This window comes from Haloarchaeobius baliensis, from assembly GCF_052060055.1.
Classification (GTDB): Archaea; Halobacteriota; Halobacteria; order Halobacteriales; family Natrialbaceae; genus Haloarchaeobius; species Haloarchaeobius baliensis.
On record NZ_JBPPFR010000001.1, the window covers coordinates 366,262 to 391,884 of the forward strand.

General features: G+C 67.3%; 27 protein-coding genes. 13 read left to right on the forward strand and 14 right to left on the reverse strand.

Features of this window, described 5'->3' with window-relative positions; translation table 11 throughout:
• Nucleotides 1-43: 43 nt before the first annotated feature.
• Nucleotides 44-208, reverse strand: coding sequence for a DUF8143 family protein (locus ACSG06_RS01810; protein ID WP_440988550.1), 165 nt, complete (start codon nucleotides 206-208; stop codon nucleotides 44-46).
• Between the two features lie 67 nt (nucleotides 209-275).
• Here ACSG06_RS01810 and ACSG06_RS01815 point away from each other — a divergent pair, with 67 nt between their 5' ends.
• From ACSG06_RS01815 to ACSG06_RS01825, 3 genes are all read left to right on the forward strand, one after another.
• A complete protein-coding gene (locus tag ACSG06_RS01815; RefSeq protein ID WP_440988551.1) occupies nucleotides 276-494 on the forward strand; it encodes a zinc ribbon domain-containing protein in 219 nt (72 codons plus the stop codon).
• A gap of 72 nt (nucleotides 495-566) precedes the next feature.
• Nucleotides 567-1,250 (forward strand): V-type ATP synthase subunit D, encoded by a 684-nt coding sequence (locus ACSG06_RS01820; RefSeq protein ID WP_440988552.1) that lies wholly within the window; start codon nucleotides 567-569, stop codon nucleotides 1,248-1,250.
• A gap of 42 nt (nucleotides 1,251-1,292) precedes the next feature.
• The gene (locus tag ACSG06_RS01825) at nucleotides 1,293-1,685 is read left to right on the forward strand and encodes a DUF6276 family protein (protein WP_440988553.1); all 393 of its coding nucleotides are present in this window, start codon (nucleotides 1,293-1,295) and stop codon (nucleotides 1,683-1,685) included.
• Between the two features lie 125 nt (nucleotides 1,686-1,810).
• Here ACSG06_RS01825 and ACSG06_RS01830 read toward each other — a convergent pair whose 3' ends face one another.
• The 3 genes from ACSG06_RS01830 to prf1 form a co-directional block, all read right to left on the reverse strand.
• Nucleotides 1,811-2,575, reverse strand: a complete 765-nt coding sequence (locus tag ACSG06_RS01830; protein ID WP_440988554.1) for a helix-turn-helix transcriptional regulator — start codon at nucleotides 2,573-2,575, stop codon at nucleotides 1,811-1,813.
• A 45-nt stretch (nucleotides 2,576-2,620) separates the two neighbouring features.
• Nucleotides 2,621-3,229 carry a hypothetical protein gene (locus tag ACSG06_RS01835; RefSeq protein WP_440988555.1) on the reverse strand — a complete coding sequence of 203 codons (609 nt, stop codon included), beginning with the start codon at nucleotides 3,227-3,229 and terminating at the stop codon, nucleotides 2,621-2,623.
• 66 nt (nucleotides 3,230-3,295) lie between these two features.
• Complete coding sequence (gene prf1 / locus ACSG06_RS01840; RefSeq protein ID WP_440988556.1) at nucleotides 3,296-4,537, reverse strand: peptide chain release factor aRF-1; 1,242 nt, start codon at nucleotides 4,535-4,537, stop codon at nucleotides 3,296-3,298.
• A 261-nt stretch (nucleotides 4,538-4,798) separates the two neighbouring features.
• On the opposite strand from prf1, the gene minD reads away from it, so the two are divergent.
• Both minD and ACSG06_RS01850 read left to right on the forward strand, forming a co-directional pair.
• Nucleotides 4,799-5,743 carry a cell division ATPase MinD gene (minD, locus tag ACSG06_RS01845; protein ID WP_440988557.1) on the forward strand — a complete coding sequence of 315 codons (945 nt, stop codon included), beginning with the start codon at nucleotides 4,799-4,801 and terminating at the stop codon, nucleotides 5,741-5,743.
• Between the two features lie 53 nt (nucleotides 5,744-5,796).
• The gene (locus tag ACSG06_RS01850) at nucleotides 5,797-5,928 is read left to right on the forward strand and encodes a hypothetical protein (protein WP_440988558.1); all 132 of its coding nucleotides are present in this window, start codon (nucleotides 5,797-5,799) and stop codon (nucleotides 5,926-5,928) included.
• A 1-nt stretch (nucleotide 5,929) separates the two neighbouring features.
• Here the strand turns inward: ACSG06_RS01850 and argS are convergent, their stop codons facing one another.
• The 3 genes from argS to ACSG06_RS01865 are packed head-to-tail and all read right to left on the reverse strand — an operon-like array spanning nucleotide 5,930 to nucleotide 9,286.
• Entirely contained in the window at nucleotides 5,930-7,684 is a 1,755-nt protein-coding gene (gene argS / locus ACSG06_RS01855; protein ID WP_440988559.1) for an arginine--tRNA ligase, read from the reverse strand.
• 47 nt (nucleotides 7,685-7,731) lie between these two features.
• A complete protein-coding gene (locus ACSG06_RS01860) occupies nucleotides 7,732-7,956 on the reverse strand; it encodes a hypothetical protein (RefSeq protein WP_440988560.1) in 225 nt (74 codons plus the stop codon).
• Between the two features lie 46 nt (nucleotides 7,957-8,002).
• Complete coding sequence (locus tag ACSG06_RS01865) at nucleotides 8,003-9,286, reverse strand: DUF7544 domain-containing protein (protein WP_440988561.1); 1,284 nt, start codon at nucleotides 9,284-9,286, stop codon at nucleotides 8,003-8,005.
• Nucleotides 9,287-9,797: 511 nt separating this feature from the next.
• Here ACSG06_RS01865 and twy1 point away from each other — a divergent pair.
• Nucleotides 9,798-10,775 (forward strand): 4-demethylwyosine synthase TYW1, encoded by a 978-nt coding sequence (twy1, locus tag ACSG06_RS01870; RefSeq protein WP_440988562.1) that lies wholly within the window; start codon nucleotides 9,798-9,800, stop codon nucleotides 10,773-10,775.
• Here the strand turns inward: twy1 and ACSG06_RS01875 are convergent.
• Nucleotides 10,769-13,300, reverse strand: coding sequence for a sensor histidine kinase (locus ACSG06_RS01875; RefSeq protein WP_440988563.1), 2,532 nt, complete (start codon nucleotides 13,298-13,300; stop codon nucleotides 10,769-10,771). The genes twy1 and ACSG06_RS01875 overlap by 7 nt on opposite strands.
• A gap of 362 nt (nucleotides 13,301-13,662) precedes the next feature.
• On the opposite strand from ACSG06_RS01875, the gene ACSG06_RS01880 reads away from it, so the two are divergent.
• The 5 genes from ACSG06_RS01880 to ACSG06_RS01900 all read left to right on the forward strand — a co-directional run bounded on the left by ACSG06_RS01880 (nucleotide 13,663) and on the right by ACSG06_RS01900 (nucleotide 16,974).
• Nucleotides 13,663-14,367, forward strand: a complete 705-nt coding sequence (locus ACSG06_RS01880; protein ID WP_440988564.1) for a DUF120 domain-containing protein — start codon at nucleotides 13,663-13,665, stop codon at nucleotides 14,365-14,367.
• Nucleotides 14,351-15,061: a 3,4-dihydroxy-2-butanone-4-phosphate synthase gene (ribB, locus tag ACSG06_RS01885; RefSeq protein ID WP_440988565.1), complete on the forward strand. Its 711-nt coding sequence runs from the start codon at nucleotides 14,351-14,353 to the stop codon at nucleotides 15,059-15,061. Before ACSG06_RS01880 ends, ribB begins: the two co-directional genes overlap by 17 nt.
• Before the next feature lie 257 nt (nucleotides 15,062-15,318).
• On the forward strand, nucleotides 15,319-16,407 hold the full coding sequence (locus ACSG06_RS01890) for a DUF2268 domain-containing putative Zn-dependent protease (protein WP_440988566.1): 1,089 nt from the start codon (nucleotides 15,319-15,321) through the stop codon (nucleotides 16,405-16,407).
• A gap of 29 nt (nucleotides 16,408-16,436) precedes the next feature.
• Nucleotides 16,437-16,580, forward strand: coding sequence for a hypothetical protein (locus tag ACSG06_RS01895; protein WP_440988567.1), 144 nt, complete (start codon nucleotides 16,437-16,439; stop codon nucleotides 16,578-16,580).
• Between the two features lie 34 nt (nucleotides 16,581-16,614).
• On the forward strand, nucleotides 16,615-16,974 hold the full coding sequence (locus ACSG06_RS01900) for an HVO_A0114 family putative DNA-binding protein (protein WP_440988568.1): 360 nt from the start codon (nucleotides 16,615-16,617) through the stop codon (nucleotides 16,972-16,974).
• A gap of 22 nt (nucleotides 16,975-16,996) precedes the next feature.
• Here the strand turns inward: ACSG06_RS01900 and ACSG06_RS01905 are convergent, their stop codons facing one another.
• The 5 genes from ACSG06_RS01905 to ACSG06_RS01925 all read right to left on the reverse strand — a co-directional run bounded on the left by ACSG06_RS01905 (nucleotide 16,997) and on the right by ACSG06_RS01925 (nucleotide 22,258).
• On the reverse strand, nucleotides 16,997-18,007 hold the full coding sequence (locus ACSG06_RS01905) for an ABC transporter ATP-binding protein (protein WP_440988569.1): 1,011 nt from the start codon (nucleotides 18,005-18,007) through the stop codon (nucleotides 16,997-16,999).
• On the reverse strand, nucleotides 18,000-19,889 hold the full coding sequence (locus ACSG06_RS01910; RefSeq protein ID WP_440988570.1) for an ABC transporter permease: 1,890 nt from the start codon (nucleotides 19,887-19,889) through the stop codon (nucleotides 18,000-18,002). Before ACSG06_RS01910 ends, ACSG06_RS01905 begins: the two co-directional genes overlap by 8 nt.
• 24 nt (nucleotides 19,890-19,913) lie before the next feature.
• Nucleotides 19,914-20,996 (reverse strand): thiamine ABC transporter substrate-binding protein, encoded by a 1,083-nt coding sequence (locus ACSG06_RS01915; protein WP_440988571.1) that lies wholly within the window; start codon nucleotides 20,994-20,996, stop codon nucleotides 19,914-19,916.
• 100 nt (nucleotides 20,997-21,096) lie between these two features.
• Entirely contained in the window at nucleotides 21,097-21,399 is a 303-nt protein-coding gene (locus ACSG06_RS01920) for a hypothetical protein (protein WP_440988572.1), read from the reverse strand.
• A 52-nt stretch (nucleotides 21,400-21,451) separates the two neighbouring features.
• Entirely contained in the window at nucleotides 21,452-22,258 is an 807-nt protein-coding gene (locus ACSG06_RS01925) for a hypothetical protein (RefSeq protein ID WP_440988573.1), read from the reverse strand.
• A gap of 182 nt (nucleotides 22,259-22,440) precedes the next feature.
• On the opposite strand from ACSG06_RS01925, the gene ACSG06_RS01930 reads away from it, so the two are divergent.
• The gene (locus ACSG06_RS01930) at nucleotides 22,441-23,613 is read left to right on the forward strand and encodes an AI-2E family transporter (RefSeq protein WP_440988574.1); all 1,173 of its coding nucleotides are present in this window, start codon (nucleotides 22,441-22,443) and stop codon (nucleotides 23,611-23,613) included.
• A gap of 15 nt (nucleotides 23,614-23,628) precedes the next feature.
• On the opposite strand, the gene ACSG06_RS01935 is transcribed toward ACSG06_RS01930, so the two are convergent.
• A complete protein-coding gene (locus ACSG06_RS01935; protein ID WP_440988575.1) occupies nucleotides 23,629-24,408 on the reverse strand; it encodes a sulfurtransferase in 780 nt (259 codons plus the stop codon).
• 277 nt (nucleotides 24,409-24,685) lie between these two features.
• Here ACSG06_RS01935 and ACSG06_RS01940 point away from each other — a divergent pair, with 277 nt between their 5' ends.
• Entirely contained in the window at nucleotides 24,686-25,546 is an 861-nt protein-coding gene (locus tag ACSG06_RS01940; RefSeq protein ID WP_440988576.1) for a sulfurtransferase, read from the forward strand.
• Nucleotides 25,547-25,623 lie beyond the last annotated feature (77 nt).

The following is a 25,623-nucleotide window of genomic DNA, read 5'->3' on the forward strand; positions in this document are numbered from 1 at the left end:
CTCTATCTCTCTCTGTTTCGACCGTCGCCCAGCGACGGCACAGTCACGACCGTCGGTCGCGGTCGTCGGTGTCGTTCCGCACCCGCCGTTCCGCCTCGGCGCGGTCCAGCACCTCGCTCTCGCTCGTCTCGGACTGGATGAGCGCGTAGAGCAGCAGGGGGGCGACGACGGCGAACAGGAGTATCAGCGCGACGAACAGACCGGACATGGATACACGGTCACCGGTACGGCCCGTAGTGACAAAATATTCAGGGGACGACGTCGAACGACGAGGCATGAGCCCTCCACCCAGTGACGGCTACGACGACGGCTGTCCGAAGTGCGGCCACCGCGAGACCGAGATCGACGAGATATCGACGACCGGTTCCGGCCTCTCGAAGATGTTCGACATCCAGAACCGCCGGTTCAAGGTCATCTCCTGCGTGAACTGCGGCTACTCCGAGCTGTACCGGGGGACCTCCGACGGCGACCTCGCCGACCTGTTCCTGGGGTAGCGTCGCTCTCGCGCGCTCGCACACGGGGACAATCGTAAAGGGTTAACAGGCTGGCCACGCTACGCTCCCCTAATGGCCAAGGACGTCAAGCCCACCCGGAAGAACTTGATGGCGATCGAGGACCGCATCGAGTTGTCCGAGCGGGGCCACGACACGCTGGAGCAGAAGCGCGACGGCCTCATCATGGAGTTCATGGACATCCTCGACGAGGCACAGGACGTCCGCTCGAACCTGGAAGCGGACTACGACAACGCCCAGAAGAAGATCAACATGGCCCGCGCCATGGAGGGCGACGTCGCGGTCCGTGGGGCTGCTGCGGCGCTGAAGGAGCACCCGGAGATCACGACCGAGTCGAACAACATCATGGGCGTGGTCGTCCCGCAGATCGAGTCCTCGAAGGTGAAGAAGTCCCTCGGCGAGCGGGGCTATGGTGTGCTGGGGACCTCGGCCCGCATCGACGAGGCCGCCGAGGCCTACGAGGAGCTGCTGGAGAGCATCATCCTCGCCGCGGAGGTCGAGACGGCGATGAAGAAGATGCTCACCGAGATCGAGACGACGAAGCGCCGCGTCAACGCGCTGGAGTTCAAGCTCCTGCCCGAGCTCAAGGAGAACCAGGAGTTCATCGAGCAGAAGCTGGAGGAGCAGGAGCGCGAGGAGATCTTCCGCATGAAGAAGATCAAGGACAAGAAGGAGGCCGAGGAGGCCGAGCTCGAGGCCGCCGAGGAGCAGGAAGCCGAAGCGGTCAGTGCGGACTGAGTCCGGCCTAGATTTTAGAGGTGCCCCTGCCTTGTGGGGCGTATGCAATGTTCGAACTGTCGCTCCGATACGGTCGCGTTCGCCGTCCCCGACGACGTCTCGGAGTTCGCACCGGGTAGCGGCTCTGCGGCGGCTATCTGTACGTCCTGCCTGAAGGTCTACGCCGTCGAGTCGGCCGACGAGGACGCCGACCTCACCGAGGTCAGCGAGGCGTTCGACGTCGACGAGGAGGCGGCCGTCGAGATGGCGCTCGTGGTCGGACTGCTCTCCTCGCTCGCGCTGAACCGCTCGAAGATCGAGACGCTGCTCGAGCACGTCGAGGACAGGGGCGTCGACCCGATGCTCGTGCTCGAGGAGCTGCAGGCCGATTCGAGCCTGCAGCCCGCGGTCGCCATCGGCCGCCGCCGGAGTCAACTCGAGCAGCTCATGGGTTGACGAATCTTTTTGTACCAGGAATCGCCCGGTGAGTGGGCGGGTCGGGAGGTAACGCTACTTCGGCACTCATCATAGCACCCAGCGCCGCGCGGTGCGGCGTCAGACAGGGGCAGGTCGTCGGCAGACTACGGGGGAACAGTCTCGGCACGCGCGCTGTACCTGTCGAACACCCCGGTCGCCCACTCGACGGCGGCCGGGTTCTCGTTGAACAGGATGCCGGCGAGCCGGCCAGAGGGGCCGTAGACGAGCACCACGGCGACAGCCCAGGCGTCGGTCAGCCCGACGCCGAGACCGAAGGGGAGCTCGTCGACGACCCCGTACTCGAAGCCGGCCGCCTCCATGGGGGGGAACGCCTCGTCCAGATGCGAGGTCAGGTGGGCGGCCATCTCCCGGGTGAACACGAACGAGAGGTCGAGGCCCTCCTCGACCACCTGTTCGTGGAAGAACCGGCCGAAGCCCGTGCCGGTGTCCGTCCCCGACATGCCCAGGTAGCGGTCCGACCGGCGGATGACGTCCTTCAACCGCTCCAGCGGCGCGGCCGTCGACGGCGGTTCGGCCCGCTCGACCTCGACGCCGGCGAGCATCTCGCGGCCGATTTCGGCGTCGTCGTCCAGCAGGTCGAGCAGTTCCCTGGCGCGGTCGACCCCATCGAGCTCGGCGACGTGGGCCGCACGCGACTCGGCGGCGAGCCGGCCCGAGACCGTCGCCGTGTAGCCGCCGTTCGTCCGCTCGACCAGTCCGACGGCTTCGAGGTCGCGGATGCCCCGGTCGACGGTGGAGCGCGAGGCGTCGACGCGGCTCTCGATGGTGCGCTTGTCCAGTGGTTCGGCGACGAGGAGGGCGAGCAGGTCGCTCCGCCGGTGCAGCGTCCGTGCCAGATCGTCGACCATTCAGTCAACAGGGTTGGTGTGGACTGACTTACAGTTGGTGGGTGGTCACTCGCCGGAGTCGTACTGGTAATCCAACTCGTAGTATTCACTATCAATCCGGATATATATCGGGTGAAATCCCCTATCGACGGTGAGACCGGAGACGAATCGGTACGTCTCAGCTGCTGACTCGTTTATCGGTGTGGCTTCGAACTGTCCGTTCGCGGCCGTCTGACGGAGCACTTCTCGGACGGTTTGGTTCGTAGTCGACTGGTCGATTTCTGCAACGAGATCGTCGAGGACGATTTCACATATCGCTTCCTGCGTGTCGACGCTCGCTACCAGCGAGAGCTGGTAGTCGTCAGCACTGTCTCGATGACGAATCTCGACGTGGTGGTACCGGTCCTGGCCCTCCAGATATAGTTCCTTCCGCCCGGTAAAATCGACGATGGCGCTGTCCTCGCCAGCGATGACGCGCTTCGCCGCATCCTCCTCTGGTGCTTCAAGTACTTCCAACCGCTCCGTTGCCTGCTCGCAGATGTCAGACTCGGTCACCGACTCGGCTTCGAGCTTGAACTCCGAGGTGTCTGGGCCGAGCCCGAGGAATTGACAGCCGGCCAGTCCGACCGAAACGAGGACCGACGAACCAGCGGCAATCACCGTTCTCCGTTGCATTGGTTCACGACTCCCGAGAACCTGTAAAAGTCTTGCGTGGTCCGTCCCCGGACCGGAAAGTCAGCTTTAGACTCCAGTAGAGTACCGCAGCAGACCGGCGATACCGCCGAAGGCGTTGTAGAGCTGGTCGCCCTTCTCGAAGTCGGTGGAGATGAACTTCGTCTCGGTGCCGCGCTGTTCGGCGATGTTGATGAGGAACTCGATGGCGTCCTCGCGCTCCGCGGCCTCGACCTCGGTGCCGTCGTCGCAGGTGTGGGTGGGCGTGTTCTTGCGCGAGTCGATGAGCTCGTACTCCTCGGTGCCGTCGGGGCAGTCGTAGGTGACGACGTCCTTGCGGAGGTCCTCGGAGATGAGCAGCGTCTCGACCGAGCCCATGACGAGGTTCTCCCGGGTCGGCTCGAAGCCGTAGGTGGCCTTGTTGCCGTCGTGGAGCTGCTTGAAGAACTCCTGCATGAGCTCCTTGTCCTCCATGATCTCGGCGTCGGCGAGCACGTCGTCGGCGGCGTCGACGAGGTCGTAGAGGCCGGACTCGTCGGTGTAGGCGACGTCGAACTTGCCGAGCACCTTGTCCTGGAGCTCGTGGTGGAGGTAGTCGCCGTCGAGGAACTCGTCCTTCGTCGGGGAGGGGCCGCCGACGAGCACGCCCTGGAGGTCGTGGCGCTCGGGGACGAACAGGTCGTTGGCCATCTCCGCGACCTCCTGGTAGAAGTTGTCGATGGCCTCGAGGCGCAGGCGGGCGAAACGCTGGGCGGACTGGCCACCCTTGCGCTGCTTGCCAGGGACGAGCGACGAGGCTGACTTGACCGGGACGACGCGCTTGCCCTTCAGCCAGCCGACGTTGGCCTCGCGACGGTCGAGCACGATGAGGCCGTACAGTCCCTGGTCCGCGAGCATGTGCTCCAGCGGCTCGGTGAGGAACGCCGAGTCGCAGTGGTAGCGGAACGACTCGACGGGCTGGGGCGGCCCCTCCAGCACCTTGGTGACCATGTCGGTCTGGCCGCCGCCGGAGTCGACCGCGCCGGAGAACAGCACCATCCCGTTCTCGGGCGGGTTCTTGTAGTAGCGCAGGCGGTCCTTGATGCTGGTGAGGGCGTCCTGGACGTTCGTGCGGGTCTGCTTCGACTTGATGTTCGCCGCCTCGCTGTGCTCCTGTGTGACGTGGGCGACCACGTCGCTGATCTGCCGGTCCTCGGGGACGTAGATGGTGACGAGCTGGGTGCCCGACCCCTCGTAGTCGTCGAGTTCCTCGATCACCTTCCGGAACTCGTACTTCTTGCGGTCGGACTCCTCGCCCTCCTGCTGACTCATTGGAGGTTCTAGGCCCCGCTGGCGGTAAGTAACTGTTCCTTGCCCGCCAGACCCTCGCATGCGGGTGATTCTCGCGTCGTCCCAGTCCCGTGATTTATCGCCGAAGCGGCGGCCAGCGTCGACGTGACCTGACCACGGTCGCCCCGGTGGACGAGGCGGGTGTGCGGCAGCCCCCGGGGCGCGCGGTGCGTGCCGCCTGCTCGCCACGCCGGAGCCGTGGCTTCATGTTTTATTAGCCGTCCGTGACTCTATCCGAGATACATGAGCACGCAGGAGACGGTGTACGCCATCGCCAGCGGAAAAGGCGGCGTGGGTAAGACCACGACGACGGTGAATCTGGGCACCGCCCTCGCGGGGGCGGGCAACCGCGTCGTGATCGTCGACGTCGACCTGGGCATGGCGAACCTGGCCGGATTCGTGAGTCTCTCCCCGGAGGATACGACGCTCCATCAGGTCCTCGCCGGTGAGGCCGACGTGACGGAGGCGACGTACGAGCTCGCGGACGGGATCTGGGCGGTCCCGAGCGGTATCGAGCTCAACAGCTACGCGTCCGTCAAGACGGAGAACCTCCGCGACGTCGTCGCGGACCTCCGCGAGCGGTTCGACTACGTCCTCCTCGACGTCGGGGCCGGCGTCAGCCACGAGACGGTGCTTCCGCTCGGGCTCGCCGACGCCGTCATCCTGGTCTCGACGCCCGAGCCGGCGTCGGTACAGGACGCACGCAAGACCTGTGACCTGGCCGACCGGGCCGGCGGACAGATCGCGGGGCTCGTCCTCACACGCACGCGGCCGTCGGGCGACATCGACCACGAGGGCATCGCCGAGAAGCTCGACCTCCCGCTGCTGGTCACCATCCCGGAGGACGCCACGGTGCGCGAGAGCGTCTACGCGGGGACACCGCTGGTCGTCCACGAGCCGAAGAGTCCGGCATCGAGAGCGTACCGCTACCTCGCGGCGCGCCTCGTCGGCGAGGCCGACCCCGAGGACAGGCCGACGTTCGAGGCAGGGACACGGGCTCGTTCGGAGGCTCAGTCAAGCGGTGGCGCAGGTGACGATGGCGGCGACGGCGGCGACAGCGAGGCGGACGAGGCCAGCGCCGCGAGCGAGGACGACGTCTCCGCCGCCATCTCCGAGATCGACGCCGACTCCGAGACCGACGGTGGCCAGCGACACATCGACATCCCCGACGCCGAGTCCGACGGGTAGGCCGACGGGCGCGACTGGAAACCGTTATGGGTCGCCACGTCGCAGTATCGAGCATGGCAAACGACGATAACTCGGTTCCGCTCTCCTGGGTACTGTTGTTCGTCGCACTGGCACTCGGCGCCGGCGTCGCGGCCGTCATGTTCGCCGGCGGCAGTCTGATGGCCTGGACCGCACCGCTCTTCTAGCTCACATCGAGCGCGGGGCGGCCACGCCCAGCGTCGACAGCGCGTTGGCGATCGTGTGCCGAGCCGCGGCGACCAGCGCGATGCGCGCGTCGCGCAGCGCCTCGTCCTCCGCGCCGAGCACCTGGCACTCGCGGTAGAAGGCGTTGAACGTCTCCGCGAACTCCCGGGTGTACGTCGCGACGGTGTGTGGTTCGAGGTCGTCGGCGGCCTCGTCGATGACGCCGGGGAAGCGCGCGATGACCCGGAGCAGATCCCGGGACTCCTCGCGCTCGAGGACGCTCGCGTCGACCGACTCCGGCACCGAGTCGACCTCGTCGAGGATGCCACAGCAGCGCGCGTGGACGTACTGGACGTACGGCGCGGACTGGGCCTCGAAGTCGAGCGCCTGGTCCCACTCGAACGTGATGGCCTTCGTCGGCTGCTTGGAGACGATGTCGTAACGGACCGCGCCGATGCCGACCTGGTGGGCGATGCGCTCGACGTCCTCGTCGGTGAGGTCGTCGTCGCGGATGCGCTCTTCCATGCGCGTCTCGACCTCGTTCCGGGCGCGGTCGATGGCCTCGTCGAGCAGGTCGTCGAGGTCGACGCCGGTGCCCGCGCGGGTGGACATCCCGAGCCCACCCGGGAGGTTCACCCACGAGAAGATGACGTTCTCCAGCTGGTCGGTGTCGTTGCCGAGCAGGGACAGCGTCTGCTGGAGCTGGTCGGCCTGGAGCTTGTGGTCCTCGCCGAGGACGGTGACGGCGCGGTCGTAGTTGTCGAACTTCCACTCGTGGTGGGCGAGGTCGCGGGTCGTGTAGAGGCTGGTGCCGTCGGAGCGCAGGAACACCATCTTCTTCTCGATGCCGTACTCGCTCAGGTCGAGCTGCCAGGCGTCCTCCTCGTAGACGGCCTCGTCGAGTTCCTGGAGGCGGGCGACCAGGTCGTCGGTCGAGCCGTCGAACATGAACTGCGACTCCTTGACGAACTCGTCGAACTCGGCAGGGAGGCGCGCGAGACACGCCTGCATCCCGGAGAGCACCTGGTCGACGACCTCGCTGACGCGCTCGTAGGTCTCCTCGTCGTGCTCCTCCAGCCCCTGCATGATGGACTGGATCTCGGCCTCGGCCTCGTCGACCCTGTCGGCGGGGCCGTCCTCGAGGAACGCGTTGCCCTTGCGGTAGTAGCGCACGAGGTCGTACTCGATGCGGTCGCGTTCGGGCTCGGAATCGAGGTCGTCCTCGTCGAACGTCTCGTAGGCCCAGGTGAACACGGCCATCTGGCGGCCGGCGTCGTTGACGTAGTAGTGGCGGTCGACGTCGTAGCCGGCGAAGTCGAGCACGTTCGCGACGGCGTCGCCGACGATGGGGTTGCGGGCGCGGCCGACGTGGACGGGGCCGGTCGGGTTCGCGGAGGTGTGTTCGACGACGACGCTCTCGTCGCGGTCGGGGAGGTGGCCGTACTCCTCGTCCTGGGCGGCCGAGAGCGTCGCCGCGAAGTACGTCTCGCTCGGGAGGAAGTTGATGTACGGGCCCTGTGTGGTCACGTCGCCGACGTACTCGTAGGCGTCGGGGTCGATCTCGTCTGCGATGTCGGCGGCCACCTTCGGCGGCGGGGCGCCGACCTCGCCGGCCAGCCGGAAGGCGACGCTCGACGCCAGCACGGCGTCGACGTCTTCCGGCGGCTCTTCGATGCCGAGGTCGTCTGTCGGGAGGTCGAGCGCGTCGAGGGCGTCCTCGATGGCGGTCGCGACCTCCTCGCGGACGGCGATGAACATACCGGGACGTACCGCTGGGGACTGTAAAGGGGTTTCTGAATGCGATATCAGGTCTCGGCCGTGACGGCGACGGCCTCGCCCGGCTCGTCGTCGCCGCGGGTCAGCAGCCACAGGAGGATGACCAGCCCTTCGAGTCGTGCGACCGTGTACACCCATCGACGGAGCTCGACGTCGTCGGACTTCGTCGCCAGTCGCATCCAGAAGTCGACGAAGCGGCGGGGTGCGAGCAGTTCGGCCAGCCCGACGAGCGCCAGGACTGTTCGGAGTAGCATACGTTACCGTACACCACGAAACCGCAAGAACCTACCCCCTTACCGGTCAGCCGGACGTGGAGCTGGCGAACGACCGCCGGCCGGCGGCCTCGTCGTCGCCGCGCCAGCGTGCGTGGTCGTCGTCCTCGTCGTCGTCCCCCTCGGCGTCGGAGCGGTCCTCGTCGTCGTCACCACGCCACCGTGCGTGGTCGTCCTCCGTCCCGGCAGTGGTCTCGTCGTCCGGGGTGTCGACATCGCCGCCCCCGTCGCCGCCGTCGCCGCCGTCGCCGCCACCGTCCCCACCGCCCCCGTCGCCGTCGTCGCTGCCGAGTCCGCCTGTCCCGTCGTCGCCGTCGTCGGCCTCCCGCACTGCGGCGCGCTGGTCCGGCACGACGTCGAAGCCGGGCTCGATGTCGCCGAGGACGAGCAGCGCGTAGTACCGGAGGTAGGTCTGCACCGGCACCTGGAGGAGCGCCGCCGCGGCGATGACGGCGAGCCCGAACAGCACCGCAGTCACGACGATGACGGCGAGCCCGGCCGGTTCGAACACCGCGAACAGCCCGACGCCGAGCACGGCGAGCAGGCCGAACGGGATCAGCAGGACGAGCGCGACGACGCCGGTGGCGATGGCGACGACCATCCCGCCGACGAACGACAGTATCACGCCCGCGACGGCGTAGGCGAGGTACTGCGTCCAGTGCTTCCGGATGGAGCCCCAGAGCCGCCCCCACGCCGGGAGCACGTTCCGGTCCTCACGGAGCATGATGGGGACGACGAACACCGTGGTGAACCCGTCGACCACGCCGACGACGATGGCGAGGACGATGAACAGCGGGAGCAACAGGAGGAACGCGCCGACGGCCAGCCCGCCGGTCGTCTGACCGCCGTCGACCCCGGCGAGGACGAACGGCAGCGCGAGCACGGCGACGCTCCCGACCACGACGAACCCGAGAACCAGCCGGAAGCCGAACAGCCGGAGTCCCCGCCGCCAGTGCTCGTTCCAGTACTGCCGTATCTCGACCGTCTCCGTGCGGAGCGACTCGACGAAGACGAACTCCATCACCGCGCCGACGAGAGCGAACGCGAGCGCGACGAGCAGCACGACCAGGACGACGCCCCCGACGAGCAGCCAGAAGTTGCCGCCGGGGTCCTGGAACGGCTGTCCCGGCTGCATCCCCCCACCCGAATCGCCGCCGAAGCTGAACTGCCCCGAGTTGGCGCTCACCCCGGGCAGCCCGAGGAAGAACACGACGATGGCCAGCTTCACCCAGAGGGTGCGGTCGATGGGCGTCAGAAGGTTCCGCGTCGCCCGGTACGCGTCGTCGATGTCCTCCAGCGCGTAGAGGGTCATGCCGGGTCGTTCGACCGTATTCGGGATAAGTAGCCGGTGGTTAGAGGGGCCGGCGACGGTGGTACGCGGACCGTGCCAGGAGCTGTGCGTTCACGACAGCCACCCCGGAGTTCACAATAACTGTAAACTCCCGGCTCGCATCGACGACCGACCAGCCGGATGGCGCGCGGCTGGTGAGACTGTGCGAGCGCAGCGAGCACGTCGAGCCATTCCGCGCGAGGGACGAGGAGCACAGGGAGCGCTAGCGACTGAGCACCGCAGTCGGCTGGGGAGGTATGAGGTGCGGTGCGGGGTGGGACTGAAAGGGGCGGCCGTCTCGACGACGGCGGCCGACGCAAGCACCGCAGGAACGAGGAGCGCAGCGAGGCCCCCGAGTCGAGACGGCCGGGGCTTTCTGGCTGTTCGCAGCACCAGTGACTCACACCGATGAAGGGGCTTTCTGGCTGGTCCCAATTACGAACGAGAACGGGAGGAACGGATACTTTAGGACTGGAACCCCTCCACTCGTGCAATGAGCGAGTCCGACGGCCCGAAACAGGTTGACGACCCGGACTACCACAGCGTCAACCACACCGCGGCCCAGACCTGCGGCTGGACGAAGAACGCGCTGACGGGCGAGGGGAAGTGCTACAAGTACGCGTTCTACGGCATCGAGTCCCACCGCTGCATGCAGATGACGCCCGTGGTGAAGTGCAACGAGCGCTGCGTGTTCTGCTGGCGGGACCACGCCGGTCACGCGTACGAACTGGGCGACGTGGAGTGGGACGACCCCGCCGCGGTGGCCGACGCCACCGTCGAACTCCAGCGCGAGCTGCTGTCGGGCTACGGCGGCAACGACGAGGTGCCCCGGGAGGTGTTCGAGCAGGCGATGGAGCCACGCCACGTCGCCATCAGTCTGGACGGCGAGCCGACGCTGTACCCCTATCTCCCCGAGCTCATCGACGAGTTCCACGAACGCGACATCACGACCTTTCTCGTCTCGAACGGAACGGCTCCGGAGATGCTGGCGCGCTGTGACCCCACGCAGCTCTACGTCTCGGTGGATGCGCCGGACCGGCACACGTTCGACAACGTCGTCAAGGCCGTCGAGGACGACGCGTGGGAGCGCCTCGTCGACACGATGGACGTGCTCGCGGAGAAGGACGAGACGCGGACGGTGCTGCGGACGACGCTCGTGAACGGCGAGAACATGCGCGACCCGGACTGGTACGCGGGGTTCTACCGGCGCGCGAAGCCGGACTTCGTGGAGCTGAAGGCGTACATGCACGTGGGGCACTCGCGGGGCCGGCTCGACCGGTCGGCGATGCCCGACCACGAGGACGTGCTCGCGTTCGCCGAGGACGTGGCCGAGCACATGCCCGAGCACGACGAACTCAAGGACGTGCCGAGCTCGCGTGTCGCGCTGCTGGCCCGCGACGCTGACACGTGGGTGCCGAAGCTGAACAAGGACAGCGAGTTCTGGGCCGACGACCCGCTCGTCGACTACTGAGTCCGGAGCCGCAGTACGACGACGCTGCCTTTCTCGGAGGTCTCGAACGCGAGGCTACCGCCGAAGCTCTCGACGATCCAGTTGATGGCCCAGAGCCCCAGTCCGCTGCCGTGCTGGAGCTGGGTGATGTCGCGCTCGCCGGTGACGAGGTCGCGCTCTTGCTTCGGGATGCCCGGTCCGTCGTCGGCGACCCGAATCTCGACCTCCTCGTCGGTCCGCTCGACGCTCACGTCGACCGACGGATGCTCGCTGTCGTTGTGGTCGACCGCGTTCTCGATAGCGTTCGACAGCGCGAACACGAGCCGCCGGTCCGCGACCGCCGTCGCCGACTCGGGCGTCGACACCGTGAGATCGGCGTGGGGGAACCGCTTCCGGGCCGTCTCCGCGGCTTCGGCGACGTAGCGGGTCACGTCGGTCACCGCGAGGTGGTCGTCGTCGCGGTCGAGCGCCCGCTCGACCCGGCGGGCGGTGTCGCTGAGGTCGGCCACCTGGTTGGCCTCCCGGCGGATGGCATCGAGCAGAACCGGGTCGTCGTCGTACCGTCGCTGCAGCTGCTCGGCGTAGCCCACGATGAGGTTCATCTCGGTGCGGAGGTTGTGCCGGAGGACCGTGTGCAGCACCTCGAGCCGGCTCTCGCGCTCCTTCTGGTCGCTGATGTCGGTGTAGATGCAGAACCCGCGACGGTTCGCGTCCGTCCCGAAGCTGACCCCCCGGAAGAGGAAGTGCCCGACACCGGTGCTCGTCGAGCGCTCGACCTCCTTCGTCTCCACCGCGCCGGCGACGATCGACTCGTCGAGCTGTTTCGCCTGGTCGTGGTACTGCTTCGGGACGATGAGGTCGTTGAGCGACTCGCCGACCGCGTGCCCGGCGCTGATGCCGAACGTCCGCTCGAAGGCGGGGTTGACGCTCTCGACGACCGGCTCGGTGCCGTCGAAGGTGAACTCGACGAGCGCGTCCGGGATGTGGTCGAACAGGTACCGGAACCGGTCGTTCTCGATGGCGAGGCGCTGTTGTGTCTCCTGGAGTGCGCTCACGTCGCGGACGACAGCGACGGTGCCGGGGTCGGCGTCGGTGTCGTTCGGCAGCAGGGCGACGTCGACCTCGACGGGGCGGCGTTCGCCGTCGCTGGTCTCGATCTCCGTCTGGATCGTCCGCGAGCGCTCGTCGGACCGGCGGAGCTCCGCGACGACGGCGCGACCGCGTTCGAGCGTCTCGCGGTCCACGACCACGGCGGGCGTCGCGCCGACGAGCTCCTCGCGTTCGTAGCCGGTGAACTCCACGAACGGTTCGCTGACGTAGACGAACTGCCCGTCCGCGTCGAGGACGTACAGCATGTCCTCGACCGACTCGATGACGCGCTCGAACAGCTCGAGCCGTTCGCGGCGCTCGGTCCGGTCGAGAGCGGTCGTCGCGTTCGCCGCCAGCAGCTCCGCCGTCTGCTTCTCGACGCCGCCGAGCTCCTCGCCGTCCCCGACGCCGGCCGAGAGCGTGCCGTGCTCGCCGAGCGGGAGGTACAGTACCGCGTCGATGCCGTCGACGTCCACCTGGTCGCGGTACGTCGCCGCACCTGACTCGAACACCGCTCCGGGGCCGCCCTCGCCGACGTCGTAGACGGGCCGGTCGCCGACGGTCTCTGCCAGCGCTGCGGTGCCCTCGATGGGGACGAGTTCGTCCCCCCCGACCTCGTGAAAGCGGACGACGGAGAGGTCCAGCGAGAGCAGGTCCTCGGTCGCGGCCACCAGCTGCTCGGCGATCTCCTCGGGCCCATCGGCCTGCATCATGTCCCGGGTCGTCTGGAGCAGTCCCGGGAGCATCTCCTCGTACCGCTTGCGCTCCGTGATGTCGTGGAAGAACACCGAGAGGCCGTCCTCGGTCGGGTAGGCCCGGTTGGACGTCCAGAGGTCGAGCGGCTCGTAGTACTCCTCGAACGAGACGGGTTCGCCCGTCTCTATCGCGTCGGTGTACTCGTCGTAGTACGCGTGGTCGGTCGCCTCCGGGAAGACCTCCCACACGTTCTCGCCGACGAGGTCGTCCGGACTGGCGCCGAGTATCTCGGCACCGCGCTCGTTGATGTAGGTGAAGTTCCAGTCCGTGTCGAACGAGAGGTACGCCTCGTCGATGCGTTCGAGCACGACCGGCCGGTCGACGGTGGTGGTCCCGGGGTCGGCGGCGCGCCTGGCGGTCGCGTCCCCGGTGTCGACGACGGCCCGGAGGCGCTCGGCAACGTCGTCGCCGCCGTGCAGGTAGTGGACAGCACCTCGTGCCGAGGCTGCGGAGGCGAGCTCGCCGTCCGGCTCCGCGCTCCGATAGAGGACTGGGCACGGGGCGTCGATAACGTCGAGGACCGCGAGTCCGTCCCCACCGTCGTCGGTCTCGTGATCGACGAGCACGCAGTCGACGCCACCGCAGAGGCGGTCGCTCGCTGCCGCAGCCGAGGACACGGTCTCGACGGTCCAGCCCTCCGGGACGCTCGGTGGCGAGGTCCCGGCGCGACCGACGTGAAGTAGCGTCGCTGTCTCCGACACGATAACTCGACAATCGATTGCCTATCACCGGGGATAACGCTTCTGGCTACGCGGGCTCCAGCCTGCGGTCGACCCCGGCGTCGGCCGGCGACTGGGCGCTCGCAAGGTCGCCGCCGAGCGAGCGGACCCGTCGCGGTACGACCTGTCCTCTTCTGGATCACCGCCAGGAACGGGTGCCGGGTCGAGGGCCGGTGCCGACCAGCGGTGTCCCCACGACCGACGGGCTTTTGTGACATCGCGACAACTTTCCACACGAGTCTCGTTTCTACGCCGTCGTCACGCTCCCGTGACGCCCCCATCACGAATGTGTTATGCGTACCGGATTCGGTACGCTTATCCGAAACGAACTCCAACGTCGAGATATGTCAGAGACAGCGTCGTACGCGGTCGGCCACGACGAACTCGCCGTCGCGAAGCTCCTCGCGCTCGACGGCGCCATCGACGGCGAGGTGAAGGTGTCCTGCTCCGGGCTCGCCGGGCGGCTCGACGCCTCCACCCAGACCGCCTCCCGACGCCTCCAGCGACTCGAGGACGCCGGCTACATCACCCGCGAGACCGTCAGCGACGGTCAGTGGGTCCAGCTCACCGACGAGGGCGAACGCGCCCTGCGCGCCGAGTACGAGGACTACCGCCGCGTCTTCGAGGGCGAGACGAGCGTCGAGCTCTCGGGGGTCGTCACCAGCGGGATGGGCGAGGGTCGCCACTACATCTCCCTGCCGGGGTACATGCGCCAGTTCGAGGAGAAGCTGGGCTACGAGCCGTTCCTCGGCACGCTCAACGTCGAACTCGACGACGAGAGCGTCCGCCGACGCACCGCCATGTCCGCCATCGAGCCGGTCCACATCGACGGCTGGGAGGACGAGGACCGCACGTACGGCCCCGCCGTCTGCTACCCAGCCACCGTCGAGACCGCGGACGGGACGACGTACGAGAACGCACACACCATCGCCCCCGAGCGCACCCACCACGACGAGGACCAGCTGGAGGTCATCGCGCCGGACAAGCTCCGCGACGCGCTCGACCTGGGTGACGACGCCGAGGTGACCGTCGATGTCCGGGAGCAGTGAGATGAACCGGTCACAGCACCACGACGGCGAGGTCGACGCGGACGTCCCGGTCGACGCCGTCGACCGCGCCATCGCCGCGTTCCGCGCCGGCGAGCCGGTCTGCATCCACGACGCCGCCGACCGCGAGGGCGAGACGGACATCGTCTACCCCGCCCACGGCGTCACGCCCGACGCCGTCCGCCGGATGCGCAACGACGCCGGCGGTCTGGTCTGCGTCGCCCTCCCCGACCAGGTGGCCGACGCCTTCGACCTGCCGTTCATGCAGGAGGAGCTCGACCACCCGCTCGCCGCGGACCACGAGCTCGGCTACGACGAGCGCTCCTCGTTCTCGCTGACGGTGAACCACCGCGACACGTTCACCGGCATCCCGGACGACGACCGCGCGCTCACCATCACGAAGCTCGCCGAGGCCGCGACCGACCCCGACGGCTTCCCGTTCGTCGAGGAGTTCCGCGCCCCCGGCCACGTCCACCTGCTCCGGGCCGCCCCCGGCCTGCTCGACCACCGCCTCGGCCACACCGAGCTCGGCGTCGCGCTCGCCGAGGAGAGCGACGTCTCCCCGGCCGTCGTCGTCTGCGAGATGCTCGACGACGAGACCGGCGGCGCGCTCACGCCCGCCGACGCCCGCGCCTACGCCGACCGCGAGGGCATCCCCTACGTCGAGGGGGCCGACCTCGTGGCGCGGCTGGGCTGACGGACATCTCGACTTTCGAATACTATTTCCGACGGTGAGTACCAACAGCCGGCATGGCCCGTCCTCCACTCCGCCCCTTCGTCTGCTGTCTCCTGCTCGTCCTCGCTGGCTGCGGCGCACCCGTCGCAGACCAGCCCGGAGAGACGGCGGTCACGTCAGAAGTGTCTCCGACCGAACCTCACCCGGATACTACGGCACCGATTGCAACTTCCCGAACGCATACCGACACAGGCGACGGTGCCAACAGCGACCTCCGGATGAACGAATCACGCACGTTCAATCAGCTCGAACGACTGCTCGGCGTCGAAGCCGACAGACCACGGCTTCGAGTCGAGCGAGCTCCGGTTTCCCGAACCGCGGAGGAACCGTCGAGTGGGTTCGCTCGGCGACTCGGCACCCCGAACGGCTCGTGGACGAACGAGTGGGGCGTCACAGGAATTGCATCGACGGGTGACGAGGTTCGGCTGGGTCTCTCCGACCGCGCGACGACACCGAGAGTACGGTCGGTCCTCGTCCACGAGTACACACACGCGGTCCAGTATCAGCGTGGCTGGCACGAGGCCGCACAACGGCTCTCCCTGCAGTCTCCCGCGGCGGCACACGCACTCAGCGAGGGCGGCGCGACCTACGTCGCGACGGCGTACGCCGAGCGTGACGGTGAGACCGCATCGGACCGCCAGCGCGTCTGCGAACAGTACCAGGCCGGCGACGCGGCGACGAAGCTGAACTTCGCGCCGTACTGTGTCGGTGCACGCTACATCGACGACCGTATCGACGACCCGGCGAATTTGGGGATCGTCTACGAGAACCCGCCGAACACGACCGAGCAGCTCCGGCACAACTACTCACCGAGCGAGGAACCGCCCGCCGCGCTCCCGGTGACCGCGACCGGGACCGAGAACTGGAGCGTCGTCCGGGAGCCCGCCGACGGCACGTCGAACCGCCGCGGCGAGCTCTGGACCTACGCGGTCCTGACGGCCCATCTCTCCGAATCCCGGGCCGACACCGCGGCGACGGGCTGGGGCAACGACACCAGGGTCACGTTCGGCTCGCTCGACGGCACCGGTGACGCCTGGGTCACGCGCTGGGACACCGAGCGCGACGCCGACGAGTTCGAGGGGGCCATCGCGGACCACGTGGCGAACATCAGCACCGGGTACGTCACCGACGCCAGCTTCCGCGTCGTCCGCGTCGACGCCACGACCGTCGTGCTGTTCGCCGGCTCCGGGACGTTCGTCGACGGCGCGAGCGCCACGGCGACCGACGCGGGCGGGGTGCTCGTCCGGCCGCCGAACGCGACGGCGCGGCTGATCCCCGTCGCCGGTCGCCCGGTGCGACTCGGCTGACTTACTCCCCGCCCGTCGTAGCTGCCGTCGTGCCCGACCCCGACGACACGCCGCTCTACCACGACCGACGCCTCCAGCTCGTCGCCGGCTGGCACGCCCTCGCGCTCGTCGTCGCCGGCGTGGTGGCGGACCACCTCGGCCCGCTCGCGCCCTGGGCCCGCCGCGTTTGCTAACGTTTAACCCCGGTCATCCGTGAGCACCACTGGTATGACCGACACGGGCGACACGGGTGGGGAGCCGTTCCAGGTACGGCTCGAGTCGACGGACGAGTTCTACCAGCGGGTCGGCGCGGGCGCGGCCGACGCGCTCAGCGTCCGGAGCGAGGCGGAGCTCGCCCGGCTGTTCGCCCCGGCGAACGTGCGGTTGCTCAGGGAGCTCGGCGGCGAGGAACCGACCGGGCTCGGGGACCTCGCTGCCGTACTGGAGCGCGAGGAGGACGAGATCGCCGACGCGCTGAACGTGCTCGAACGGTTCGGGCTGGTCCGTGTCGACCCCGACGAGAACGGGCGCGTCGAGCGTGCGGCGGTGCGATACGACAGCGTCGAGATATCGATTCCGCTGGAGTGAGAAGAGCGGGGGGGTCGGGCGCCTACAGCACGCGACCGTGCTCGGGAGCGAAGCCGAGGGTCACCTCGGCACCGCGGTCCGGTACGACACCGTCCGTCCGCCAGACGACGGTCCGGCCGTCCCAGTCGCAGTGGACCCGGGTCGCCTCGCCGAGGAACTCCGACTGCTCGACGGTGACCGCGAAGCGGTTCTCGGCGGCGTCCCGCCGGAGGTGCTCCGGGCGCACGCAGAGGGTGGCGTGGCCGCTCGCCTCCGCCACACCGGCGACCTCGAAGGTGGTGCCGTCGACGCGGACGCCGCCGTCGGCCCACTCGCCGTCGAACAGGTTGTTCTCGCCGACGAACGAGGCGACGAACCGCGTGGCCGGCTCGCGGTACACCGCCCGTGGTGTGCCGACCTGCTCGACGCGGCCGTCGTGCATCACCGCGACCCGGTCGGAGACGGCGAGGGCCTCCTCCTGGTCGTGGGTGACGTAGACGGTGGTGATGCCGAGCTCGGTCTGGATGCGCCTGACCTCCCGGCGGAGCTCCTCGCGGAGCCGGGCGTCGAGCGCGCTCATCGGCTCGTCGAGCAGGAGCACGTCCGGTTCGGGAGCGAGCGCACGGGCGAGCGAGACGCGCTGTTGCTGCCCGCCGGAGAGCTCGGTCGGGTCGCGCTCGCCGAACCCCTCGAGGTCGACGAGCGAGAGGAGTTCGGCGACGCGAGCCTCTGGGTCGTCGACGCGGTGGAACCGCAGGCCGTAGCCGACGTTCTCGGCGACGGTCATGTGCGGGAACAGCGCGTAGTTCTGGAAGACGACGCCCACGTCGCGCTCCTCGGGCGGGACGCCGGTCATCTCGCGGCCGCCGAAGCGCACCTGGCCGGAATCGGGCGTCTCGAAGCCCGCGACCGTCCGCAGGGTCGTGGTCTTGCCGCAGCCGGAGGGGCCGACGAGGGTGAAGAACTCGCCGTCGGCCACGTCGAGGTCCACGTCAGAGAGCGCGACGGTCCCCGCGTAGCTGACCGAGACGCCGTCGAGGGAGAGCTCAGCCACGCTCGACCCTCCCGCCGAGGCGGTCGACCACGACGAAGCTGGCGGCGGTCACGACGAGCAGCACGGTTCCCATGGCCATCGCGGGGCCGAACCGGCGGCCGAGGTAGCGCTCGACGGCGACGGGCATCGTGTAGGTCACCGTGTCGCCCGCCACGTCGCTCGCCAGGATCACCGTCGAATCGAACTCGCCGATGCTGATTGCGAAGGCGAAGGCGGCCCCGGCGACGAGCCCGGTCGCTGCGAGCCTGAGCTCGACGTCGAGGAACGCCCGCACCCGGCTCGCGCCGAGGCTCCGGGCGGACTCGACGAGCCGGGGGTCGATACCCGCGAGCTGGGGGGCGACGTTGCGCACGACGAACGGATAGGCGGCGACGGCGTGGGCGGCGACGATGGCGACCGCGCCGGTGAGGACGAACCGCCAACCGCCGGGCAGCGAGATACCGAAGACGAGCCCGCGGAGCAGCCCGATGCCGAAGACGATGCCCGACACCGCGAAGGGCAGCATCGTCGCCGTCTCGAGCAGCGACCGCCAGCGTCCCTCCCCGGTGCTCGCCACGGAGACGACGAGCCCCATCGGGACGGCGACGGCGACCGTCGCGACCGCGAACAGCAGCGAGTTCCGGATGGCCGGCAGCGGCTTCGTCTGGAAGCTCGCGCCCGTGGCCTGCCGCTGGACGAGGAACTCGTAGTGCCGGAGCGTGAGCCCGCTCCCGTCGGTGAGCCCCTCCAGCACCATGGCCGCGAGCGGCCCGACGAACAGGACGACCACGACGACCGCGTAGCCGGCGATGGCGAGCCGTCGGGCGTCCACCAGCTCGCCGAGCCGGGCGCCCCAGGAGCCGGTCGCGCCGCCGGCGTCGCTCGCGCGGCCGAACAGCGGCTCGCGTGGGGGCCCCTCGCCGGGGCTCGCGGCGCGCTGGGCGGACTCGTAGCGCAGATAGGCGTAGGTCACGCCGAGGGAGACGACCGTCTCCAGCACGGCGAGCGTCGCGGCCTCCTCGAACGCGAGGACCTCCGTCAGCTGGTAGAACACCCAGACCTCGACGGTCGCCAGCTCCAGCCCGCCGATGGCGAGGACGATGGGGAACGTGAGGAACGTGAAGAGGAACGTCAGCAGCGCGCCGGTCGCGATGGCGGGCGTGAGCTGGGGCAGTACCACGTCCCGGAACGCCCGCCGCCGGCTCGCGCCGAGGCTCCGGGCGGTCTCGACGGCGCGGTAGTCGACGGACTCCCACGCCGCCGTCGCGACCCGGGTGACGAGCGGTGCGTTGTAGAACGCGTGGGCGAGGACGACGACGAACAGCGGGTTCGTCTCGATGAGCTGTTGCGGCCCGAGCCCGAGAAGTGCGAGCACGTCGTTCAGCAGCCCCGCCGGGCCGAAGGCGGCGTAGAAGCCGCTCGCGACCATGATACCGGGGAGGACGAACGGGACGATGGTCAGCGAGCGCAGGGTCCGCCGGCCCCGGAACTCGAAGTTCGCGAGGACGTACGCGCCCGGGAGGCCGATGGCGACGCTGGCGAGCGTCGAGAGGACCGCCTGGTAGGCCGTGAAGCCGAACAGTCCCTTCCGGAGCGGCGGGGTGTCGACGCCGTCGAGCCCGACCGAGACGCCCGCGAACCACGAGACGACGTTGTCGACGTGGTAGCCGACGGCGAGCGGCCGGGCGAACACCTCGGCGAGGACGCCGGTGTAGAACGGGTCCGTGAGGGTGGTCACGAACGAGTCGAACGGGCGGGCACCGCCGAACGCCTCGGCGAACACCAGCCCGACCGGGAAGTACAGCACGAGCAGCAGGACCAGCGCGGTGACGACGGTGGCGGCGACGGCGAGGCTGCGGAGGGCTCGATCGGTGGACAGCCCGGTCCGCTCGCGCCGGCTCATAGCTACTCCGTCTCGGCCACGGTGTTAGTTGCTTGCGATGGTGCGGGCCCACTCCTCGACCCAGCCAGAGAGGTTGCCGTCGAGCTCCTCGTAGCCGAAGGAGACCGGCTCTGGCGGGCGGAAGGCGTACTGGGCGAACGAGTCGTCGAGGTCGACCTGGTCGTCGGTCACGGCCGGGAACTGGACGTTCCGGACCGCGATCTCGGACTGCGTCTCGCCCCGGAGCATGAAGTCGAAGAAGTCCGTGGCGAGGTCGACGTTGTCGGTGCCCTCGACGACGGCCATCCCCTCGGGGTTGGCGTAGCCCTGGTCGTTGAGGAAGCCTATCTGGTGGCGGCTCATCGGCAGGTCGTCGACGTTCGCGTACACCTGGTCGGTCGAGTAGGAGACGACCATCGGCCGCTGGGACTCGAGGTAGGCGCTGTAGGACTCCCACCAGCTGCCGAGGATGCGGACGCCGTTGGCCTGGAGGTCGCGCCAGTAGTCGAGGTAGCCGTCCGTGCCGAACTCGTTGATGGTCCAGAGCAGGAACGCCTGTCCGGAGTCGGCGCTCTGGGCGTTCTGGGCGAGCAGCGTGTTCTCGTAGGCCGGGGCCGTCAGGTCCTCGAACGTCGTCGGCTCGTCGACCTCGTCCTCGTCGTACACGAGACTGATGTAGCCCGTGTCGTACGGGAGGACGCGGCTCTTGGGGTCGCCGAACTCCAGCTCGGGGCGGAGGTGCTCGGCGTTCGGGACGAAGTCGCGGTCCAGCTCGCGGAACAGCCGCGTATCGTCGCCGAGCGTGGCGTCGATGGTCACGAGGTCGTCGACGTTCAGCCCGACGTAGACGTCGGCGTCTATCGACGCGCCCTGCTGTCGTCGCTGGACGTAGTTCGTGACGCCGTTCTGGGGCGTGACGTACTCGACGGTCACGTCGTCGTACTCCGCCTCGAAGTTCTCCTTGATCCACGCGCCGGGGCTGGACGACGGCGAGTCGACGAACGACTCGTACGTCGCGACCGTCAGCGTGCCGCTCGGCTCCCCACCGCCACCGCCCTGTGTCAGGCAGCCGGCGAGCGAGAGCGCCGCCGCCGACCCTGCACCACTCAGGAACGCTCTGCGTCTCATTAGTGGGTGATTGCACCCGGTGGTACAAAAGGGGCGTGATAGCCGTTGGTATCGGAAGAATAGTCGTCTGAAAAGGGTAGAGAGGAACTGGGCGTTCTAATTAGGAAACCGACATTTTCCCGCCGTCTGCAGAGCCATTGGACAATGCCCACCAAATAGTCAGTAGTCCAATCAGAATGAATCCGATACCAGACAGGTGGTTCCCTGTCACTGCCCAGTAACAACCGGTTCCACCGGCGAGCAGGCCGCCGACCCCACTGAGGAGTCGCTCGTGTTCAGGAAAGACTACGCTGACGAGGATGAGCGTGGCAAGTGCGCTGAACAGGATGACCCACAGTCCTCCTTGAAACTGGACTGCCCAGACTAAAGCTAGGCCAGCCATCGCTAATCGTTTCCAATCCATACTATCCATTGGTGTTCTCACTCACTAATATGTAGTGTGTATCATATAGTTTTCACGTATTGTTTTCACACGCTGGAACGATTATGGGTTTTGGAACTGGCATCCACCATTTCGGTTTATGTATAACAACCTGATTATTGCTACATACGTCACCTGGTGCATACCCGATTACGTTCTCCATTATCGTCTCCATTGAGTCGCAGAACTGGTTGTATGCAAGACATGTAGCGGACGCGATTTGCAGAATCTTAGTCGGATCATTCTTTATTGCTTTTAGCGCTGTCCCTCCGATTATAAATCCACATATCACTTCTTCACCATCCGACTGGAAGTGATCGCAGATCTCATCAGTATCTGCGAGGAAAGAATTGAATCCCGGGAGGCTGAAAACATCATGTGCTGTTACGCCTCTTTCTTCTCTACTATATCCTGCCACACTGGTGTTTGAATCGGATTTTACATACACAAATTGGACACCAGCGTCAATCTGTGCATAGAGACCCGCACCAGCGTCAGTAAAGTCGGTGGTTACCTCACCTGCGGCCGCAAAGAAGAGACGTTCCTCACTGTCTGCTTTTTCGAAAATGACTCCGTCTCGTAACTCAACCTGCGATAGCAGCTCCGGTTGATCTCGCATGGCTTCCCTTACCAGACTACTCCGATATACTAGTCGCTGCTCTCTATCTGTTGGTTCCCGAGAAACGATCTCAGATTCGGGTACTTGAAAATTGTCATGTCCACTCTCAGCACCACTAACTTGACCGAATCCGATTGATGCAACGCTAAGGGAACCAATTGCACTGAGATACCGTCTTCGCGTCGTGCTGTCGTCGGATTGCGACTTTTCTATCTCTTCCATCGGTACTCACCGATAAATAACACCCAAATATATATCTCTCGATATAAAAATTAAAACATTTTCCAATATTTCTAATTTTTATAATTTAGCAGCTCGTTCTGAATGGGTGGATTAAATAGGGTCTTCGTGGCTGTGCATTAGAATCACACAATTTTTTACGCACACGGTGACGTAGTTTACCGATGGAGTTGAACCGCCGACTCGGACTCGCGCTGGTCGTCGTCGTCGTGGGGGCGCTCACCTGGTGGGTGATATCCGAGGTGTTCGGGACGGTGTTCTTCGCGCTGACGGTCGCGAGCGTCGTGCTCCCGCTCCAGAAGCGACTGGAGAAGCGCGGGATACCGGAGTACTGGGCGGCGATCGTCACCACGGTCGCCACGTTCGTCGGCGGGGTGCTGGTGTTCTCGCCGCTGTTCGTGGTCGCCTACGTCCGACGCGAACAGCTGTTCGGGCTCGTCGAGCAGCTCCCGGAGACGTTCTCCCTGACCGCCTTCGGAACGACGTACGAGCTGTCGTTCGAGGAGGTCCAGTCGATGGCGCTGGACTTCCTGACGGTCCTGCTGGAGGACGCAGCACGGGCGACACCGGACCTCAGCCTGAAGGTGCTCGTGTTCGTGATGGTGCTGTTCGGGTTCCTCGTCGGACAGGACCACGCCTACCGGACCGCGATGGGGGTCGTCCCCGTCGAGTACCGGGACGCGATGCAGGCGCTCCACGAGCGCACGAAGGACACGCTGCAGGCCATCTACCTGCTCCAGATCGCCACTGCCGTCGGGACGTTCCTGATGGCGCTGCCGACGTTCTGGGCCCTCGGGTACGACTACCCCGTCACGATGGCGGTCATCGCGGGCGTCCTCCAGTTCCTGCCCGTCATCGGCCCGAGCCTGCTCATCGGTGCGGCCGCGCTGTACCACGTGAGCGTCGGCGACGTGAACGCCGCCATCCTCGTCGTCGTGGTCGGCGGGGTCGTCATCGCCTACCTGCCCGACGCCCTCATCCGACCGCGGCTGGCGTCGATGACCGCCGACATGCCCGGCAGCCTCTACTTCGTGGGCTTCGTCGGCGGCCTGCTGACAGTCGGTCCGGTCGGGGTCATCATGGGTCCGCTGGCCGTCGCGCTGTTCACCGAGAGCGTGACGCAGCTCTCCGAGGAGGTGCCGGAGGTGCCGGTGCCGGAGGACGAGGTGTCGGACACCGACGAGTCGCCGGGCGAGGGGGTCGGCGGCGAGTGGACGGAAACCGTCGAGGAGGCGCCGGACGGCGACGCCGACGGTCCCCCGTCCCCCGACAGCGGTGCCAACACCGACGGCGGCACCGACGTGGCAGACGGAACGAACGAGCCGGACTCCGACTGACCCGGCCGACCCCGTCTAGGGAGTCTCCAGCGGGCCGTCGACTGCCTCCCACTCGGTGAGGCTCCCTTCGAAGAAGGCGACGTCGTCGTAGCCGAGGTGGTCGAGGACGACGTAGGTGTGGCTGATGCGTCGGGCGGTGTTGCAGTAGAGGACGACGCGACGGTCGGGTGTGATACCGCGCGATTCGAGCAGCTCTCTGAGCTCGGCTTCGGGCTTCAGTCCCCTGGTCTCCTCGTCGACGAACGCCCGCCAGTCGAGCAACTGTGCGCCCGGGATGTGGCCCTCCTCGTACTCCCAGTCCTCGCGCGTGTCGACGAGCACGGCGTCGGTGTCGAGCGCGGCGAGGACGTCCTCGGCGTCGACCAGCGGCCAGTCCTCGTCGTAGTGGCCCTCGTACGTGGTCGGCTCCACGTCCGGACTGCCGCTCTCGGTCCGGTACTCGCGCTGCCACGCGGAGAAGTCGCCGTCGAGCAGGTGGACGTCGTCGTGCCCGTACGCGAGCGCGGTGACGACGAAGCGCGCGGCGAACACGCCGTGGGTGTCGTCGTAGGCGACGAGCGTGTCGTCGTTCGCGACGCCGGCCGCCGAGAGCAGCGCGTTCCAGTCGTCGGCGTCGGGCAGGGTGCCAGGTGCGTCGCTCTCCTCGTCGCGGAACGAGTCGAACGGCACCGACACCGCGCCCGGGATGTGGCCGATGCCCTCGTACTCCCAGGCGTCGCGGACGTCGACGACCTGCACCGCGTCCAGTTCGTCGGCGAGCCACTCCCGGGAGACCACCCGTGGCACGTCTGTCATGGTCGGCCGTACGGCACGGTCCGGTTAAGCATCCACGATGCCGGCGGAACCCCCCGTCTCGTAGAGAGCGGCAACAGTTACCGATTGTTGGCCCGCGAACAAATGTACGGAACCGGAGAGGTGCCCCCTCGACCGCACCGTGGGACCCACCCGTGCGCCGACGGCTCACGACCGTCACCCGGACAACCACCGGCGATTCTCTCCGCTTCGACCGATGACCGGCGGACGATGCCGGTGTGGAACAGGAATATACCCCTGTAGCGATAACTACCGGTGTATGACCGACTACGCGAAAGACGTGCTCGTCTCGGCCGACTGGGTCGAGGCGCACCTCGACGAGTTCCAGAGCGACGACCCCGCACACCGGCTGGTGGAGGTCGACGTCGACACCGAGGCGTACGACGAGGGCCACGCCCCCGGCGCCATCGGCTTCAACTGGGAGACACAGCTCCAGGACCAGACCACCCGCGACATCCTCACGAAGGACGACTTCGAGGACCTCCTCGGGAGCCACGGCATCACCGAGGACTCCACGGTCGTCCTCTACGGCGACAACTCGAACTGGTTCGCGGCGTACACGTACTGGCAGTTCAAGTACTACGGCCACGACGACGTGAAGCTCATGGACGGCGGCCGCGACTACTGGCTCGAACACGACTACCCGCTCACCACCGAGGTGCCCGAGTTCGACGCCGTCGAGTACACCGCCAGCGGCCCGCGCGAGAGCATCCGCGCGTACCGCGAGGACGTCGAGAACGCCATCGAGCGCGGCGTCCCGCTCGTCGACGTGCGCTCGCCCGAGGAGTTCAAGGGCGAGATCCTCGCGCCCCCGGGACTGCAGGAGACCGCCCAGCGCGGCGGCCACATCCCCGGCGCCCAGAACATCTCCTGGGCGGCCGTGACGAACGACGACGGCCGTTTCAAGTCCGCGGACGAGATCAAGGAGCTCTACGCAGACAAGGGCATCACCGGCGACCAGACCACGGTGGCCTACTGCCGCATCGGCGAGCGATCGTCGGTCGCCTGGTTCGCACTCCACGAGCTGCTCGGCTACGAGGACGCCATCAACTACGACGGCTCCTGGACCGAGTGGGGCAACCTGGTCGGCGCTCCTATTGAAAAAGGCGACGCGGAGTAAGCACCTCCTGCTTCCATAGCGAATCCAGCGGCTCCGATTTTCCCCGGCCAGTTCCTGACAACGGGCAGTAATTTTAT

Bases quoted from the DNA above. Each gene is read 5' to 3' on its own strand.
- ACSG06_RS01810 (WP_440988550.1), bottom strand. From the start codon at position 208: ATGTCCGGTCTGTTCGTCGCGCTGATACTCCTGTTCGCCGTCGTCGCC.
- ACSG06_RS01815 (WP_440988551.1), top strand. From the start codon at position 276: ATGAGCCCTCCACCCAGTGACGGCTACGACGACGGCTGTCCGAAGTGC.
- ACSG06_RS01820 (WP_440988552.1), top strand. From the start codon at position 567: ATGGCCAAGGACGTCAAGCCCACCCGGAAGAACTTGATGGCGATCGAG.
- ACSG06_RS01825 (WP_440988553.1), top strand. From the start codon at position 1,293: ATGCAATGTTCGAACTGTCGCTCCGATACGGTCGCGTTCGCCGTCCCC.
- ACSG06_RS01830 (WP_440988554.1), bottom strand. From the start codon at position 2,575: ATGGTCGACGATCTGGCACGGACGCTGCACCGGCGGAGCGACCTGCTC.
- ACSG06_RS01835 (WP_440988555.1), bottom strand. From the start codon at position 3,229: ATGCAACGGAGAACGGTGATTGCCGCTGGTTCGTCGGTCCTCGTTTCG.
- prf1 (WP_440988556.1), bottom strand. From the start codon at position 4,537: ATGAGTCAGCAGGAGGGCGAGGAGTCCGACCGCAAGAAGTACGAGTTC.
- minD (WP_440988557.1), top strand. From the start codon at position 4,799: ATGAGCACGCAGGAGACGGTGTACGCCATCGCCAGCGGAAAAGGCGGC.
- ACSG06_RS01850 (WP_440988558.1), top strand. From the start codon at position 5,797: ATGGCAAACGACGATAACTCGGTTCCGCTCTCCTGGGTACTGTTGTTC.
- argS (WP_440988559.1), bottom strand. From the start codon at position 7,684: ATGTTCATCGCCGTCCGCGAGGAGGTCGCGACCGCCATCGAGGACGCC.
- ACSG06_RS01860 (WP_440988560.1), bottom strand. From the start codon at position 7,956: ATGCTACTCCGAACAGTCCTGGCGCTCGTCGGGCTGGCCGAACTGCTC.
- ACSG06_RS01865 (WP_440988561.1), bottom strand. From the start codon at position 9,286: ATGACCCTCTACGCGCTGGAGGACATCGACGACGCGTACCGGGCGACG.
- twy1 (WP_440988562.1), top strand. From the start codon at position 9,798: ATGAGCGAGTCCGACGGCCCGAAACAGGTTGACGACCCGGACTACCAC.
- ACSG06_RS01880 (WP_440988564.1), top strand. From the start codon at position 13,663: ATGTCAGAGACAGCGTCGTACGCGGTCGGCCACGACGAACTCGCCGTC.
- ribB (WP_440988565.1), top strand. From the start codon at position 14,351: ATGTCCGGGAGCAGTGAGATGAACCGGTCACAGCACCACGACGGCGAG.
- ACSG06_RS01890 (WP_440988566.1), top strand. From the start codon at position 15,319: ATGAACGAATCACGCACGTTCAATCAGCTCGAACGACTGCTCGGCGTC.
- ACSG06_RS01900 (WP_440988568.1), top strand. From the start codon at position 16,615: ATGACCGACACGGGCGACACGGGTGGGGAGCCGTTCCAGGTACGGCTC.
- ACSG06_RS01910 (WP_440988570.1), bottom strand. From the start codon at position 19,889: ATGAGCCGGCGCGAGCGGACCGGGCTGTCCACCGATCGAGCCCTCCGC.
- ACSG06_RS01915 (WP_440988571.1), bottom strand. From the start codon at position 20,996: ATGAGACGCAGAGCGTTCCTGAGTGGTGCAGGGTCGGCGGCGGCGCTC.
- ACSG06_RS01920 (WP_440988572.1), bottom strand. From the start codon at position 21,399: ATGGATTGGAAACGATTAGCGATGGCTGGCCTAGCTTTAGTCTGGGCA.
- ACSG06_RS01925 (WP_440988573.1), bottom strand. From the start codon at position 22,258: ATGGAAGAGATAGAAAAGTCGCAATCCGACGACAGCACGACGCGAAGA.
- ACSG06_RS01930 (WP_440988574.1), top strand. From the start codon at position 22,441: ATGGAGTTGAACCGCCGACTCGGACTCGCGCTGGTCGTCGTCGTCGTG.
- ACSG06_RS01935 (WP_440988575.1), bottom strand. From the start codon at position 24,408: ATGACAGACGTGCCACGGGTGGTCTCCCGGGAGTGGCTCGCCGACGAA.
- ACSG06_RS01940 (WP_440988576.1), top strand. From the start codon at position 24,686: ATGACCGACTACGCGAAAGACGTGCTCGTCTCGGCCGACTGGGTCGAG.